Genomic DNA, 15,642 nt, shown 5'->3' on the forward strand with positions numbered 1-15,642 from the left:
GTGAGGTCACGTCCCCACGTTCGCGAGTGAGGTCACGTCCCCACGTTCGCGAGTGAGGTCACGTCCCCACGTTCGCGAGTGAGGTCACGTCCCCACGTTCGCGAGTGAGGTCACGTCCCCACCTTCGCGATCAGGGTCATCCCCGCCTCCGAGTAAGGTCATCTCCTCACCGTCGCGATCAGGGTCATCTCCCCACCTCTGCGAGCGAGGTCGCCCATGCGCCGTCCCCCCGGCGCTCCGTGACCATGTAAGCGCTCGAAGACCACCCACTAGCCGGCAACAGCACGCCGCAACTTGCCACGCGAATACCGAGATACTTCGGCTGACCAGGTCGGTACTCATAGACGGCACCTATCAACGGCGCATGCTCGCCGGAGGGAGATCGTGAGCGAGCTTCAGGCCTGACCCCGGAGACTACGAAGAACCGGTGGTCGAAGGCCGCCGGTCATCCGTCCTGGAGCCGAATCGTGCTGATCGGGCCGATTCGCCGGTTCACGTCGTTCACCGCCGGGCTGCCGGGCGGGAAACGGCGCGAACCGGCGTAAACGGCCAAAGGGGAGGCAGTCGGCCTCCCCCGCGCGTGCGCGCTCGGTCAGCGGCGCCAGTCGTCGTAGTTGTCCTCCTCGTCCCATTTGGACAAGGAGTCGTCCGCGTCGTGCTCATCCGACAGGACGCCACCACGTGGGGTGTTGTCGCTACCGGAAAGCTCGCGCTGAAGGCTCGCCAAGTCGGTCGACGGCGAGCTGTACTTCAGCTCGCGCGCAACCTTGGTCTGCTTTGCCTTAGCCCGGCCACGGCCCATGGCTGACCCCCTCGCGTCACAGCGGGGCGGCCTGGGGATTGGTGGCGGCCCCGTTCGAATTAATATCTTCCTGACAGACACTTTAGCGCGTGTCCGGCCGTCGCGCTTCCACGAGTCGGCTATCCGCCGGATCGACCGACCGGTTTGCCGATATTTCGCCCTCAGCTGCCCGGCGCGACCACTCCGGGTATGGCCCGGATCACACCGACTCTGGCGCCGCCGCCGAGCACCGCGGGAGCGGCCAAAGCGGCCAGCTCGTCCGACCACGCGACCCCCATACGCTGCAAGACCGCCATGGTCAGCGGGATCCGGGCCCGGTCCGCTCCGTCGTCGATCTTGTACGCGAAAGCGCTGCCGTCGGGCAGCGCACCGGCGTGCACACCGTCCGCGCCGATCTTGCAGAGCAGTCCCGGGACCGCGCTCATGGTTTGCAGATCGGCTCCGTTGGTGCCCGAAATCACCCGGGGATGCGCGCGCAGCGCATCGGCGATCCGGCGTTCGGGCGAACCCTGGGCCGCGGTGGCCAACGCGGCGAAGGCGCGCGCCAGATTCACCAGGGAGACCGGGACGATGGGCAGTCCGCAACCGTCGATTCCCAGATCGGTCTCGGGTTCCCCGGTCAGCTCGATCACCTGTGCGAGGACAGCCTGCTGGAGCGGGTGGGCGATATCCGGATAGCCGTCGATCGGCCAGCCGTTCACCGCGCAGGTGGCGAGCATGGCCGCGTGTTTGCCGGAACAGTTCATATACCGCTTGGCGGGTTTCTCGCCCCGGTACAGCACCCCGGCTCGGGCGCGCTCGTCCATGGGTAGATCGGGCGGGCAGGCCAGATCGTTCTCGTCGAATCCGAAACGCCGCAGCAGGCGTTCGATCAGCTCGATATGTTCCGGCTCGCCGGTATGCGAGGCGGTGGCGATGGCCAGCTCGGCGTCGTCGAGTGGTTCGAAACCGTGTTTGAGCAGGGTGAGCGCCTGCATCGGTTTGTTGGTGGAACGCGGGTAGATCGGTACATGCACCGATCCGGCCTCGTAAGTGGGGTCGCCATCCGGTCCGATGATCACCACCGACCCCCGGTGGACGCATTCCCGGAATCCGGAGCGGACCATTTCGACCAGGTCGACGCTCATCCGATCGGCTCCGGTTCGGCGGCCGCGCCGCCCCTGGCCGCGCCGCGCCGCTTCGTGTGGCGGGCGATCTGGGCGTGGATATCGTCGGAGAGGGTGGGCTCGGCGGTGCGCAGCAGTGCGAGACGGTCGGGGTCCGAGCCGGTGAACACATCTCGGACGGTTACTCCGTGCTCTGGTACGTGGACGAATTCGACCCGGTCACCCGCGGCCACGGTGCCCTCGGCCAGGACCCGGAAATAGCAGCCGGTATCGCCGCGCAGGGTGAATCTGCGCACCCACTGCGGTTCGCTGGTCCAGTGCCCGAAGGTGGCACACGGGACGCGGGGCGCGCTCACCTCGAACAGCGCCTCGCCCACCGCGCAGCGTGCGCCGACGACCGCGTCGCTGAGCGGTAGACCGGTGATGCGGAGGTTCTCCCCGAACCAGCCCGCCGGCAGCTCCCGGCCGAGTTCGGCGCCCCAGGTCCGGGCATCCTCCTCGGCGTAGCCGTAGACGGCCTGATGGACCCCGCCGTGGTGTTCGGTGTTGCATACGTGGTCGCCGTCGAGGCCGAGCCGGCCGGCCCGGACCCGTCCGGCGACCGGCCGTTTGTCGATGGCGGTACGGCCGACCCGCCCCGGCACCGGCACCTCGGCGTGCACGGCACAGACGGCCAGGATCCGTCCGGTGTCCCCAACCCGCATCGGCGCTCGTTCCTCTCGGCTCGTGGTGCTCGGGTCAGCGGCCGCGGAGCCGTTCGATGGCCTGCCGGCCGGCCTGCGGGCTGTCGTCGGCGAGCACCGAATCGGGGTCGATCGCGGCTGCGGTGGCGCCGACGGTGAGCTGGGTATCGGGTGGGACTGCGCGTTTGATCAGGGCCAGTGCGATAGGTCCGAACTCGTAGTGGTCGATCACGGTGCCCAGGACGCCGACCGAACGTCCGCCCGCGGTGACGGCGTCGCCCGGAACCGGCCGCTCGTCGGCGGAGCCGTCCAGATGGAGCAGGACCAGCCGCCGCGGCGGCTTGCCGAGGTTGTGCACCCGCGCCACGGTTTCCTGACCTCGGTAGCACCCCTTTTCCAGGTGTACCGCGCCGTACTCCTCGGGCCCGCCGATCCAGTTCACCTCGTGCGGGATTGTGCGCTCGTCGGTGTCGACCCCGATCCGGGGCCGTAGCGCCGCCACCCGCAGCGCCTCGTAGGTCCAGGATCCCGCGGGTCGCGCCCCGGCCTCGACGAGTTCGTGCCACCGGGTGAGCAACTGATCCCGGGGGAGAATCAGGTCGAAGGAGTCGGCGGTGGGCCAGGGCATCCGGCGCAGAAAACCGCCGCCCGGCAGCGGGAGGGCCTCGTAGGTATCGGGCAGCCGGTCGAGACCCAGGACCGGGAGCAGCGTGGCGGCTTCCGGGCCCAGCAGGCTCAGCACGGCGTGATCGGGCGCTTCCCGCGGTTGCGCGTCGGCCCAGAAGACCATTTTGGTGAGGAAGTCCAGCAGGGCGGGACCGCGGTCGGCTTCGGTATCGATCCACACTGTGCCGTTCAGCTCGGTGAGGACGAAATGATGCAGCACCCGGCCGTTGAGGTCCAGGTCCAGATTCTCCGCGGAGCGGCCGTCGCCGAGTCCGGTGATGTGCTGGCTGGTGACCGTGTGCAACCAGCTCAGCCGCTCCGCGCCGGTGATGGTGAACACGAACCGATGCGAGCGATCGACCACGGCGACGCGCTGCACGGCCGCGCGCTGCTCGCCGAGTGGATCGCCGTAATGCCAGGGCACGAGGGCGTCCGGTGAGCCCGGCGCGGCGGCGACGGCTCCCGGTACTGCGAGGACAGGGCTGGGTGCGGCGACCACGGACACGGTCTCCACTCTAGGAGCCGATCGGGGCGGCGCGCATCAGCGGGGTCCCGACCTGCGGTTTCGGTTTCGCTGGGTCAGCTCTCGCCGGGGTGGAGGGACACCAGCGGCAGCCAGCGGGTGATCTCGGCGGCCCGATTCCCGGAGGCGTCCACGGTCCCGGCCGTCACCGCGGCGGCGAAATCTCGCAGGCCGGTCGCCAGCAGCAGCCAGGTCCGCGGATCGGTCTCGACGACATTCGGCGGTGTCCCGCGGGTGTGCCGAGGGCCTTCGACACATTGGACTGCGACGAAAGGAGGTACCCGTACCTCCACCGAATGGCCCGGCGCCACCGCCGCCAGAACGCGCGCGGTGGCGCGCACCGCGGCCGCGAGTTCGGACCGGGCCGGAGCCGGCCGGGTTTCATCGAGCAGCCACGCGCGGATCGCCGTCACCGCCGCCCGCGCCGCGGCCGGATCGTTGTCCGTTCGTCGTGCCACCGCCCGACTCTAACCAGCAGCGGCACACCGGAACCAGCCCGGCCGTACCGATCGGCGGGGCCGGCCCCACCTGGCCCACGGCAGCTGCCCGCCCCGACATTTGTCCGGGCTGCCTGGCATTCCGGCCGTCATCGCGGGCGGTGTTGGCCTACGCTCGTGGCCATGGTGGATCGAGTTCTTGTAACACTCGACGGTGAGGTCCGCGACGCGGATCAGCCGTTGTTGTATGCCGACGATATCGGCGTTCTGCGCGGCGACGGGATCTTCGAGACGGTGCTGGTCCGCGGTGGCACGGTATGCGCGCTCGACTTCCATCTCGCCCGGCTACGCCGTTCCGCGCAGGCACTCGATCTACCCGAACCCGATCTGGCCCGCTGGCGCGGTGCGATGGAGACGGCCGCCAAGGAATGGGGCGCCGATTCCGAGGGCGTGATGCGTCTGGTCCTGACCCGGGGCCGGGAGAGCGCGCTGGGCGATCCCGCGGCGGCGGTGCGCTCCGGCGAACTGTCCGAGGCGGTCCCGGTGCCCACGACCTACGTCCTGGTGACCGCGCCGGGGGAGCGGGTCGCCAAGGCCCGGACCGAAGGCGTCGCGGTGGTGACACTGACCCGCGGTATCTCGATCGATCTCGCGCAGGCCGCGCCCTGGCAGCTGCTGGGCGCGAAAACCCTGTCCTACGCCACCAATATGGCCGCGCTGCGGTTCGCCACCAGGATGGGCGCCGACGATGTGATCTTCACCAGCACCGAACACCGGGTGCTGGAGGGTCCGCGGTCGACGGTGGTGATCGCGCGGGGCAAACAGCTGATCACCCCGCCGCACAAGCACGGTGTGCTGCCGGGGGTCACCCAGCGCGCGCTGTACGCCGAGGCGGAACGCCACGGATACGAATGCCGGTACGAACCCTTGTTCACCGCGGATCTCTTCGACTGCGACAGCATCTGGATGCTCAGCAGCGTGACGCTCGCCGCACGGGTGAATTCCCTGGACGGGGTGCGGATGTCGGCGTCGGAGTCGGCCGCCGAGATCGCCGGGATGGTCGATCGCGGCATCGAACGCACCGGGACCATCGCGGACTGGTAGAGGTGTTTTTGGAGCGGGCGCTTCGTGAGGGGTTGGGGAGGTGGGTTGAAGCGGCCCCACCGTGAAGGGGGTTTGGATCGACGCCTTCGTGAACGCCCGCAGCCCATCGTCGGTGCGAGCACGCCGATCCAGAACCGGTCGGGCCCCGACCGTGATGTGCCGATAGGGATTTGTTGCGGGATCGTAGGAACATCGATCGGTAAGTCGTGTCCGGCAACACATTGATCCGGTGGCCCCCGTGCGTACTCTTAAACTACGACACGTCGTAGTAACAGGAGGCTCGGTGTGGACGCCCTGGATGTCTCGCGGTGGCAGTTCGGCATCACGACCGTCTACCACTTCTTGTTCGTCCCCTTGACGATCGGCCTGGCGCCTCTGGTCGCCGGGATGCAGACCGCCTGGGTGATCACGGGCAAGGAACACTGGTATCGGCTGACCAAATTCTTCGGGAAGCTCTTCCTGATCAATTTCGCGCTCGGTGTCGCCACCGGAATCGTGCAGGAATTCCAGTTCGGGATGAACTGGAGCGAATATTCCCGTTTCGTCGGCGACGTTTTCGGCGCACCCCTCGCGCTGGAGGGGCTGGTGGCCTTCTTCATGGAGTCCACATTCATCGGGCTGTGGATCTTCGGCTGGCAACGGCTGCCGAAACTCGTGCATCTGGGCACCATCTGGATGGTCGCGATCGGCGTCAACGCCTCCGCGTACTTCATCATCGCGGCCAACTCGTTCATGCAGCATCCGGTCGGTGCTCGGTACAACCCGGAGACCGGGCGGGCCGAACTCACCAGCATCGTCGAACTTCTCACCAACAACACCGCGCTGGCGGCGTTCCCGCACGTGGTAGCCGGATCCTTCCTGACCGCGGCGACCTTCGTCGCCGGGATCGCCGGCTGGTGGATGGTCCGGCACGCGCGCAGCGGCGATCCGGGCAAACTCGAGGAAGCGCGTGCCATGTGGCGCCCGGCGGCCCGGGTCTCGCTGCTGATCGCGGTGATCTCCGGGGTGGCGCTGGTGTACACGGGCGATGTGCAGGGCAAGCTGATGTTCGATCAGCAGCCGATGAAGATGGCCTCGGCGGAATCGCTGTGCCACACCCAGGTGGACCCGGATTTCTCGATCCTCACCGTGGGTACGCACAACAACTGCGACAGCGTGACCCATGTGCTCGAAGTGCCCTACGTGCTGCCCTGGCTGGCCGAGGGCACGTTCACCGGGGTTGAACTACAGGGCGTCGTGGACCTCCAGCAGGCCTACAACGAGAAGTTCGGGCCGGGCGACTACCGGCCGAATCTGTTCGTGACCTACTGGTCCTTCCGCGCCATGATCGGTCTGGCGGCCGGGTCGGCGCTACTGGTGTTCGCCGGATTCTGGATGACCAGGCGCGGCCGGGTTCCGGACAAGCGCTGGTTCTCCTGGCTGAGCCTGCTGGCCATACCGACTCCGTTCCTGGCGAATTCGGCCGGCTGGGTGTTCACCGAGATGGGGCGTCAGCCCTGGGTCGTGGTGCCCAACCCGACCGGCGACCAGGAGTTGCGCCTCATGGTGCAGCAGGGGGTCTCCGATCACGCGACCGTGACCGTCTGGATCTCGCTGATCACCTTCACGGTGGTTTACGGGCTGCTCGCCGTCGTGTGGTTCTACCTGATGCGCCGCTATGTGCGCGAGGGTCCGGAACGACCCCGCGACGAGACCGCCGCCGCGGACGGCACCACGGAAAAACCTGCCGAAGAACAGCTTTCGTTCGCCTACTAGGAGCCGGGATGGAACTGCAGGAATTCTGGTTTTTGCTGATCGGTGTGCTGTTCACCGGGTACTTCGTGCTGGAGGGTTTCGATTTCGGGGTCGGCATGCTCATGCCGATCCTCGGAAAAGGGTCCGATATCCGGCGCCGGGCCGTGTTGAACACCATCGGCCCGGTGTGGGACGGCAACGAGGTCTGGTTGATCACCGCCGGCGGTGCGCTGTTCGCCGCGTTCCCGGAGTGGTACGCGAGCATGTTCTCCGGGTTCTACTTCGCCCTGCTGCTGTTGCTGGTGGCGTTGATCCTGCGGATCTGCGCGATCGAATACCGCGGCAAGATCGACGACCCGCGGTGGCGGGCCCGCTGCGATATCGGAATCGGTATCGGCTCCTGGGTGCCGGCCCTGGCGTGGGGCTGGGTGTTCGCCAATATCGTGCGCGGGGTGCCGTTGGACGCCGATAAGCAGTTCACCGGAGCATTCGGTGCGCTCTTCTCGCCGTACGCGCTGCTGGGCGGGCTCACTACCGGGCTGCTCTTCGCCCTGCACGGCGCCGTGTTCCTGACACTGAAGACCGGGGGAGAGGTCCGCGACGACGCGGTGCGGACCGCCCGGCTGCTGCTGGCCCCCACCGCGGTGGTGGTGGCCGGCTTCGGCCTGTGGACCCAGCTCGCCTACGGCAGTGGCTGGACCTGGATCCTGGTGGCGCTGGCCGTGTTCGGGCTCGCCGCCGGAGCCGCGGCACTGTTCGCCGGACGGGACGGCTGGTCCTTCGCCGGTACCGCGCTGACCGTGCTGGCCGCCTCGGCACTGCTTTTCGGCGCGCTCTTCCCCGATGTGCTGCCGTCCACCATCGATCCGGCATACGGCCTGACCGTCGACAACGCCTCCTCCACCCCCTACACGCTGAAGGTGATGAGCTGGGCCGCGGTGCTGGTCACCCCGGTGGTCATCGGATACCAGGCCTGGACGTACTGGGTGTTCCGCAAACGCATTAGGGTCGAACACATCCCACCCGGAATCGGACTTTCCCCCCGCGTCGCCACCGAGGAGTGACACCGAATGGCCCGCCCGCCCGTGGACCCACGCCTGTGGCGTTACGCCCGCTCCGCCAGGAGTTATCTGGCGCTCTCCGTCGGTCTCTCGCTGGCGACCACAGTGACGATCGTGCTGAGTGCCGTCCTGCTGGGCCGGGTGCTGGCCGGTGTCATCACCGACCCCGGACAACGCACGCTCGATTCGTGGACCGCGGAACTGGTGGTGCTCGCCCTGGCACTGGCCGGTCGCGGGCTGGCGGCGTGGTGGCAGTCGCGGATCGCGCACCGGGCAGGTGTGCGGGTGGTCGCGGAACTGGAGGAGTCGGTACTCGGCGCGGGCGCCGGGCTCCCGCCGCGCGAACTGGATGCGCGCCGCACCGAGATCGCCGTGGTCGTGGGCAGCGGGCTCAGCGGGCTGCGCGCGTACCTCACCGGTTACCTACCGGCCCTGCTGCTCGCGGTTCTGGTGCCGCCGGTGGTGCTGGCGGTGATCGCGGCGCACGACCTCACCTCCGCGCTCATCGTGGTCGTCACGCTGCCGCTCATCCCGGTTTTCATGGTGCTCATCGGCCTGCTCACCGAGGGACGCGCCCGGGCCACCCTGGACGCCACCACCCGGCTGTCGGACCGGCTGCTGGACCTCTTCGCCGGAATGCCCACGTTGCGCGCGCTCGGGCGGGAAGGCGTGGACGGGCCGGATATCCCCGGCCGGAGTATGAGCGGGCGGGTCCGGGAACTGGGCGAATCGCTGCATCGGCGCACGATGGCGGCATTGCGTCTCGCGTTCCTGTCCTCGATGGTGCTGGAACTGCTGGCGACGCTCTCGGTGGCGCTGGTCGCGGTGGCGATCGGGATGCGGCTGGTCCACGGCGATATGAGTCTCTACGACGGGATCGTCGCGCTCGTCCTCGCTCCGGAGGTGTACCTGCCGTTGCGGACACTCGGTGAGCGCTTCCACGCCGCGCAGGACGGAACAGCCGCCGCCGACAGGGCCTTCGCGATCCTCGACCGGCGGAGCCCGACTGCCGCCACGGGCGGCGACGGGGCGCGGGTGAACGATCCGATGCTTCCGGCCGCGCATGCGCCGGACCCGGCGGCGGACGACCCCGCGGTGATATCCCGGAGTGTTCACGGCCGCAACGGTTCCGCCCGTACCGAAGAGCCGGCCGGTCGCCGGCACGGTGCGCTCGTCGCCGGATCCGCTGCGGATCGCACCGGCCCGGTCGGTTCCGCCGTGATCGAATTGCGTGATCTGACCATCGAATCGAGGGACGGCGCCGCACCGGACGGACTGTCCGCCATCCTGCGACCCGGCCGGGTCACCGCCCTCACCGGACCCAACGGCAGCGGAAAATCCACTGTGTTGCAGGCGATCCTCGGACTGATCGAACCCACTGCCGGCGCCGTGTTCGCCGATGGCGCGGATATCCGATCGATTTCACCGGAGCAGTGGTGGTCCCGGATGGCCTGGCTGCCGCAGCGGCCGGTGCTGGTGCCGGGAACCCTGCGCGAGAACCTGGAACTGCTCGGTGCCACCGTTGCGGGTTCGCCGCGCCGGGGCCCGGCCCGGGTCCTCAGCGAACTGGATGCCGCCTGCGCCGTAACCGGATTCGACGCCGTGCTCGAAGCGCTGCCCGCACGATGGGATACCGTGGTCGGGTCCGGGGGGATCGGGCTCTCCCTGGGACAACGCCAGCGGCTCGCGCTCACCCGCGTGCTCGCCGCGGATCGCCCGATCGTGCTCCTGGACGAACCGACCGCCCATCTGGATCCCGACAGTGAAGTCGCGGTGGCGGCGGCGCTCACCACCCTCGCCCGAACCGGCGTCACAGTGGTGCTGGTCGCGCACCGGCCCGCGCTGCTGTCCGCCGCCGACGAGATCGTCACGATACCCATGCGTTCCCACCGAATATCGCCATGAACCCACGAAACCCGCACCGCTCCGCCGCCCGTGCCCGCGCGGCCCGGCCCGCATCCGTCCACCCCACCCGGCGCTGGGTCCGTACCCGGCTGCTGCTCCGCGATATCCGGCAGATGTGGGCCATGCTCGAGATCCCGCGTTCCCGACTGGCCGTCGCGGTCGCGTGGGGGGTACTGGCTCTGGGCAGCGGTCTGGGTCTGGCGGCGCTCGCCGCCTGGCTCATCGCCCGGGCCTGGCAGATGCCTCCGGTGCTCGATCTGACCGTCGCGGTGGTCGCGGTGCGAGCCCTGGGCATCTCGCGGGGCGTCTGCCGGTACCTGGAGCGTCTGGCGACCCACGATGTGGCGCTGCGGTCGATGACCGCCGCGCGCACCTCGGTCTACCGGGCGCTGGCCCGGGCGCCGCTGTGGTTGACCCGCCGCTCGGACGGCGACCTGCCCGGCGTCGCCGGAACCGGCGCGGGCCGAACCGCACCCACCGCACCGGGCGGGCCCGGCCTACCCGGGCGGCTGCGCCGGGGCGATGTGCTGGTGCGGGTGGGCACCGATATCGACGACCTGGGCGCGGTGGTGGTACGAACTTTCGTACCCGCCGCGGTCGCGCTCGTGCTCTCGCTGGCCGCGGTCGGCCTGCTCGCGTTCGTCTCGGTCGCCGCGGCGGCGATCCTGGCGGCGGCGCTGGTCTTCTCCGGTCTGGTGGCGCCGTGGTTGTCGGCCCGGGCCGCCGCCGATGCCGAACGGGCGGCCCGCGCCGATCGCGCCGAGTTCGCCGCGCACGCGCTCACCGTGCTCGACCACGCACCGGAGCTCCGGGTCGCCGGGAAACTGGACACCGCGCTCGACGCGGCCACCGCGGCCAACCGCCGGGTGCTCGCCGCCGAAGACGCGGCGGCCGGGCGCACGGCATGGGCGGCGGCCGCGACCCCGCTCGCGACGGGAGTCACGGTGCTGGCCGCCCTGCTCATCGGGATCACCCTGTACGGCCCGGACGGTGGAGCCTCCGGTGCGATGACGCCGATGGCGCTGGCCGTCCTGGTGCTGCTGCCGCTGTCGTCCTTCGAAGCCACCGGCGCGCTACCGGCCGCCGCCCGGGCGCTCACCGTCGCCCGTGCCGCCCTGCACCGGCTGCGCGCGGTATCGCCCGACCACCGCCCGGCCGGCGACGATATGACCACCGGCGACCCTGCCCGCACCGCCGCCCGGCCCGCCGGCACCCGCAAACGATTCGGTACCGGCGGTGACCCGCACCCGTTCCCGTACGCGGACAGCCGCGCCGACGGAGTTGTGATCGGCTGGGTGGGTGACGGTCAGTGGCAGATACCGGAGCGGCCGCAGGCGTCACGGGTCGTGGTGGTCGGACCCAGCGGCGCAGGAAAAACAACCCTGCTGATGGCCTGGGCCGGCCTGTTCGACACCCCGGACGAACGGGTGCGGTTCTTCGCCGAGGACGCGCACCTGTTCGGTACCAGCGTGCTGGAGAACCTGCGGGTGGCGCGCGGCGATCTCGACGCCGCCGGGGCCGACCGCGCACTGCGTACCGTCGGGCTCGGAGACTGGCTCGACGGACTCGCCGACGGCGTCCACACCGAACTGACCGGCGGCGCGGCCGCGGTCTCGGGTGGTCAGCGGCGCCGGATCCTGCTCGCGCGGGCCCTGGTGTCGCCGGCCCGGGCGCTGCTGCTGGACGAACCCACCGAACACCTGGACGCGACCGCGGGCGCCGAACTGCTGTGCGCTCTGCTCGACCGCGACAGCGGTTTGGTGGAACCGGACCGGGACGTGGTGGTGGTCACACATCAGCCGCCGATCGGACACCGCGCCGGGCTGGTGATCACGGTGGATGAATCAGGGCAGGTCCGGGCCGCTTTCCCGGATCGCCCGGCCGGTCGTTACGCCCTCGACGAAATTCCGTTGCCGAGCCCCGCCTGTGGTGGCTAGATTCGTCGGTACACAAGGAAGGAGGTGATCCCAAGAATGGAAATTCTCAGGATGCGTGAGGTGGCTGTCAGCTAGCGCTGTAGCCGGCTGTGCACGGACTCCGTTCACCCGACAGCGATGAGCGAATTCCAGGCAGCCACCCGGCCCCCGAGTCCCCGATCCGTCCGATCGGGATCGGCGGCGAGACCCTCCGGTACTCACACCGTGGGCTCGCACCGATACGGCTCGGGGGTCGTTCCCGTTTCGGGGCCGGTGATCTCAGCCGATATAGCGCTGCAGGCGCGCGGAAAGCCGCGGTTGCAGCGGCCCGTCGGCCACCACCCGCTCCTCCACATACGCGAGATCGCCACCCTCCACGATGCCGTAGAGGCGTTTGGCGCCCCCCACCACCGCGCCGGTCTGGCTACGGATCACCACATCGGTGGCCAGCTCCCAGGAGGACTGGGTCAGGGCCTTGCCGTAGAACAATTCGACGATTCCGGTGCTGTGGGTGAGCAGCAACTCCAGGACCTCGTCGTTGTCATCGGTCCCGACCCGCCAGAAACCCTGTTCCCGCAGATCCGGGCCGCCGTAGCTGCCATCGGACTCGACGAACCAGGAGCGCGAATCCCAGCTCAGATAGTCCCCGCCGTCATGGGAGACCACGATCTGCTGGCCGAAGCGGTAGTCGCCGCGTTCGGGGTTGTTGCCCTCGCCCGCACCACGCCACACACCGACCATCGGCAGCAGTGCCAGCATGGCCGGATTCAGATCCGGGCCGAGCCGCAGGTTGGCCGTATCCTCGGGCAGCGGAAGATCCGGGAGCACCGGAATATTGCGACCGCCGGTCTCCTTCGCGCGTTCGGCCGCGTCGGCGACCGCCTGATCACCGCTGAGGGGCGACTGCTGCCCGCCGCCACGCCCGTTCTGGGCGGCGGCGTCGGCCGGGTCGGTGTTGTCGCTCGCTCGCTCGGCCGGATCGGAACCTTCGCTCGCGAGACCGCTCATGACTCGGTGAACAGCCGGTAGAACACGTACAGGCCGAACCAGCCGATGAGGACCGACACGGCGATCAGCAGAATCTCGAAGAAGAGGACCACAGGGTTATCTTATGCGCGCCTTCGGCGCGCGGGTTTTGGCCCCCTTGGTCCCTGCTTTCCGCCCTCGGGACTCGCGCCTGCGGCGCCTCGCTTCGAGGGCGGAAAGCAGGGACGGGCCAAAACCTCCGAGGGCCTCGCTGAACTCGGCACCAAGGCTGGGCACGTTCGGTGACCGATGCGTCCGGATCTTGCGGCGATCGAGGGTGTGGCCGGATACGCCGATGGCCCAGGACCGGCCTGTGTGGGCGGTCCTGGGCCATCAGGCCGTCTTGGTTACTTCGAGACGGTGACGTCCACGTTGTGGATGCCGGGGCCGTCGGGACGGATCTCGGTGGAGCCGTTGCCCGAGGCGGACAGCGCGCGCAGAGTCCAGCTTCCCGGTGCGGCGAAGAAGCGGAAGTCGCCGGTGCCCGACGCGACCACTTCGGCGGTGAAATCACCGTTGCCGTCGAGCAGCCGGACGAAGGCGCCGCCCACCGGCTCGGAATCGGTGCCGAGCACGCGGCCGGTGATCACCGTTTCCTTCTCCACATCGACGCCGGCCGGGATGTCCTGGCCTTGGGTAGGTGCTGCACACATGGCGATTACTCTCCCAACTCGATAGGTGCGCCGACCAGCGAACCGTATTCGGTCCAGCTGCCATCGTAATTCTTGACGTTCTGGTGCCCGAGCAGCTCCTGCAGCACGAACCAGGTGTGCGAGGAACGCTCACCGATCCGGCAGTAGGCGATGGTCTCCTTGTTGCCGTCGAGTCCGGCCTCACCGTAGATCTTGGTGAGATCGTCGTCGGAACGGAAGGTGCCGTCCTCGTTGGCGGCCTTGCTCCACGGCACGTTGATCGCGCCGGGGATGTGACCGGGACGCTGGCTCTGCTCCTGCGGCAGATGCGCGGGAGCCAGGATCTTGCCGGAGAACTCGTCGGGGGAGCGGACGTCCACCAGGTTCTTGGTGCCGATGGCGGCGATGACCTCGTCGCGGAAGGCGCGGATGGTGTTATCCGGTTCGGCGGCCTTGTACTGGGTGGCCGGACGGGAGACCTCGTCGCGCGAGAGGGGACGCCCGTCGAGCTCCCACTTCTTGCGGCCGCCGTCGAGCAGTTTGACGTTGTTGTGACCGTACAGCTTGAAGTACCAGTACGCGTAGGCGGCGAACCAGTTGTTGTTGCCGCCGTAGAGGATGACCTCGTCGTCGTTGGAGATACCGCGCTCCGAGAGCAGCGTGGAGAACTGCTCCTGGCTCACGAAATCGCGACGAACCTGATCCTGCAGGTCCTTCTTCCAGTCGAGCCGGACGGCGCCCTCGATGTGGCCGCCTTCGTAGGCGGTGGTGTCCTCGTCGACCTCGACGAAGACGACGCCGGGGGTCTTGAGATTCTCTTCGGCCCAGTCGACGGAGACCAGGACATCGGAGCGAGCCATTTTCTTCCTTTCGGTGGTGACTTGCGGGTTCGGTTCAGTGCGTGATGGGGGACGGGGAAAGCCGCGAGACGAGCGGATAGATCTTGCACCCGAGGCAGATGCCGAAGGCGGCGTTCAGGAACGCCGCGAACAGCGCGAAGCCGGCGAACAGCGCGCCGACGACGGACGAGCCGGCCAGGAACCCGAGCAGGCTCAGGACGGCGAAGACCAGGCCCAACAACTGGGCGAACCGCAACGGCGGCGTGGGTTCGGTGTCGGTCACCGGACCCCGCCGGGGCGCGACCACGCGGGCATAGATCAACCCGTACGGATGCCGCCGCGGATCCAGGGCGGCACCCAGCCCGAAGACCAGTGCCTGGACGGCGATCAGTACCGCCGCGGCGGCCGGCGCGATCGCGGCGAGCAGCAGCACGACGACGAGAACCGCTGTGGTGACCCAGGCCACGAATCGAGGGCCGCGAACGTCGACCACACTCGGCTGGATAGCGGTGTCGGTGGAAGTGATGGGCATGGAGGAAGCTCCTGCGCTCGAACTTATCGGCGGATTCGGCCGGTTCGCCGGGGGATGAAATCGCTCGCGCGGACGAACCGTGGTCGGCGTCAGGAAAAGACCCGACCGCTCAGCGGCACAGGCAGCAACAACCACCGAGGCGGCACAGGTCGACTGTGCGGCGACGGGTGAGCATCAGCTCATGGTGGTTTTGCACAACGGGCAGTCTACCCAATCCGGCCGGAGAACGAGCAGGTAGGGGGTGATTGCCTGGTCAGGGGGGCTTGATCGGGGTTATCGGTACGGGTCGGGGAGGTCGGTGGCCGAGGTTCGGGGGCTGGTTTTGTGGGGGTGGGGTGGTGGTTTTGATGGTTGGGAGGTGAGCTTGCTTGTGATGTTGGCCCGGGTGACCTTGCTCGTGAAAGTTGGCGAGGCGCTTGCCTGTGAAGGTTGGGGTGGGTGGCGTTGCTCGTGAGGGTGGGGTAGGTGGCGTTGCTCGTGAGGGTGGGGCAGGTGGTCTTGCTCGCGAAGGTGGGGCAGGTGACGTTGCTCGCGAAGGTGGGGCAGGTGGTCTTGCTCGCGAAGGTGGGGCAGGTGGCGTTGCTCGTGAAGGTGCTGTGTTTATTGGCGCGCTGGCGCGCGCGGGGTTCGGCCCTCTGAGCGTCTGCTGTCAGCCCTCGAGACTCGTGGCTTCGCC

General features: G+C 68.8%; 14 protein-coding genes and 1 pseudogene. 6 read left to right on the forward strand and 9 right to left on the reverse strand.

Annotated features, from left to right (window positions below; all coding sequences use genetic code 11):
* Positions 1-592: 592 nt before the first annotated feature.
* From AB0F41_RS29850 to AB0F41_RS29870, 5 genes are all read right to left on the reverse strand, one after another.
* Positions 593-802 carry a DUF3073 domain-containing protein gene (locus AB0F41_RS29850; protein WP_357429623.1) on the reverse strand — a complete coding sequence of 70 codons (210 nt, stop codon included), beginning with the start codon at positions 800-802 and terminating at the stop codon, positions 593-595.
* A 161-nt stretch (positions 803-963) separates the two neighbouring features.
* On the reverse strand, positions 964-1,929 hold the full coding sequence (locus AB0F41_RS29855) for an asparaginase (RefSeq protein ID WP_357429625.1): 966 nt from the start codon (positions 1,927-1,929) through the stop codon (positions 964-966).
* Entirely contained in the window at positions 1,926-2,612 is a 687-nt protein-coding gene (locus tag AB0F41_RS29860; protein WP_357429627.1) for an MOSC domain-containing protein, read from the reverse strand. The genes AB0F41_RS29855 and AB0F41_RS29860 overlap by 4 nt, the downstream gene beginning before the upstream one ends.
* Positions 2,613-2,646: 34 nt before the next feature.
* Positions 2,647-3,762 carry a folate-binding protein YgfZ gene (locus AB0F41_RS29865; protein WP_357429629.1) on the reverse strand — a complete coding sequence of 372 codons (1,116 nt, stop codon included), beginning with the start codon at positions 3,760-3,762 and terminating at the stop codon, positions 2,647-2,649.
* A 74-nt stretch (positions 3,763-3,836) separates the two neighbouring features.
* Positions 3,837-4,238: a sterol carrier family protein gene (locus tag AB0F41_RS29870; RefSeq protein WP_357429631.1), complete on the reverse strand. Its 402-nt coding sequence runs from the start codon at positions 4,236-4,238 to the stop codon at positions 3,837-3,839.
* A 162-nt stretch (positions 4,239-4,400) separates the two neighbouring features.
* Here AB0F41_RS29870 and AB0F41_RS29875 point away from each other — a divergent pair, with 162 nt between their 5' ends.
* The 5 genes and pseudogenes from AB0F41_RS29875 to cydC all read left to right on the forward strand — a co-directional run bounded on the left by AB0F41_RS29875 (position 4,401) and on the right by cydC (position 11,958).
* Complete coding sequence (locus AB0F41_RS29875; RefSeq protein WP_357429633.1) at positions 4,401-5,321, forward strand: aminodeoxychorismate lyase; 921 nt, start codon at positions 4,401-4,403, stop codon at positions 5,319-5,321.
* Between the two features lie 285 nt (positions 5,322-5,606).
* A pseudogene (locus AB0F41_RS29880) lies at positions 5,607-6,995 on the forward strand (cytochrome ubiquinol oxidase subunit I); the annotation flags it as partial.
* 89 nt (positions 6,996-7,084) lie between these two features.
* The gene (cydB, locus tag AB0F41_RS29885; RefSeq protein ID WP_357429635.1) at positions 7,085-8,119 is read left to right on the forward strand and encodes a cytochrome d ubiquinol oxidase subunit II; all 1,035 of its coding nucleotides are present in this window, start codon (positions 7,085-7,087) and stop codon (positions 8,117-8,119) included.
* A gap of 6 nt (positions 8,120-8,125) precedes the next feature.
* Positions 8,126-10,021 carry a thiol reductant ABC exporter subunit CydD gene (gene cydD / locus AB0F41_RS29890; protein WP_357429637.1) on the forward strand — a complete coding sequence of 632 codons (1,896 nt, stop codon included), beginning with the start codon at positions 8,126-8,128 and terminating at the stop codon, positions 10,019-10,021.
* Between the two features lie 113 nt (positions 10,022-10,134).
* Positions 10,135-11,958 (forward strand): thiol reductant ABC exporter subunit CydC, encoded by a 1,824-nt coding sequence (gene cydC, locus AB0F41_RS29895; protein WP_357429648.1) that lies wholly within the window; start codon positions 10,135-10,137, stop codon positions 11,956-11,958.
* 258 nt (positions 11,959-12,216) lie between these two features.
* Here cydC and AB0F41_RS29900 read toward each other — a convergent pair whose 3' ends face one another.
* The 4 genes from AB0F41_RS29900 to AB0F41_RS29915 all read right to left on the reverse strand — a co-directional run bounded on the left by AB0F41_RS29900 (position 12,217) and on the right by AB0F41_RS29915 (position 14,966).
* Positions 12,217-12,945, reverse strand: a complete 729-nt coding sequence (locus tag AB0F41_RS29900) for an FABP family protein (RefSeq protein ID WP_357429638.1) — start codon at positions 12,943-12,945, stop codon at positions 12,217-12,219.
* Between the two features lie 365 nt (positions 12,946-13,310).
* Positions 13,311-13,616: a DUF1416 domain-containing protein gene (locus tag AB0F41_RS29905; RefSeq protein WP_357429640.1), complete on the reverse strand. Its 306-nt coding sequence runs from the start codon at positions 13,614-13,616 to the stop codon at positions 13,311-13,313.
* Between the two features lie 5 nt (positions 13,617-13,621).
* Positions 13,622-14,455, reverse strand: coding sequence for a sulfurtransferase (locus tag AB0F41_RS29910; RefSeq protein ID WP_357429642.1), 834 nt, complete (start codon positions 14,453-14,455; stop codon positions 13,622-13,624).
* A gap of 34 nt (positions 14,456-14,489) precedes the next feature.
* Positions 14,490-14,966, reverse strand: a complete 477-nt coding sequence (locus tag AB0F41_RS29915) for a DUF4395 domain-containing protein (RefSeq protein ID WP_357429644.1) — start codon at positions 14,964-14,966, stop codon at positions 14,490-14,492.
* 477 nt (positions 14,967-15,443) lie between these two features.
* Between AB0F41_RS29915 and AB0F41_RS29920 the strand changes: the two genes are divergently transcribed.
* Positions 15,444-15,605: a hypothetical protein gene (locus AB0F41_RS29920; RefSeq protein WP_357429646.1), complete on the forward strand. Its 162-nt coding sequence runs from the start codon at positions 15,444-15,446 to the stop codon at positions 15,603-15,605.
* The last annotated feature ends 37 nt before the right edge of the window (positions 15,606-15,642 follow it).

Origin of the sequence: Nocardia sp. NPDC024068 (genome assembly GCF_040638875.1) — a bacterium.
Lineage (GTDB): Bacteria > Actinomycetota > Actinomycetes > Mycobacteriales > Mycobacteriaceae > Nocardia.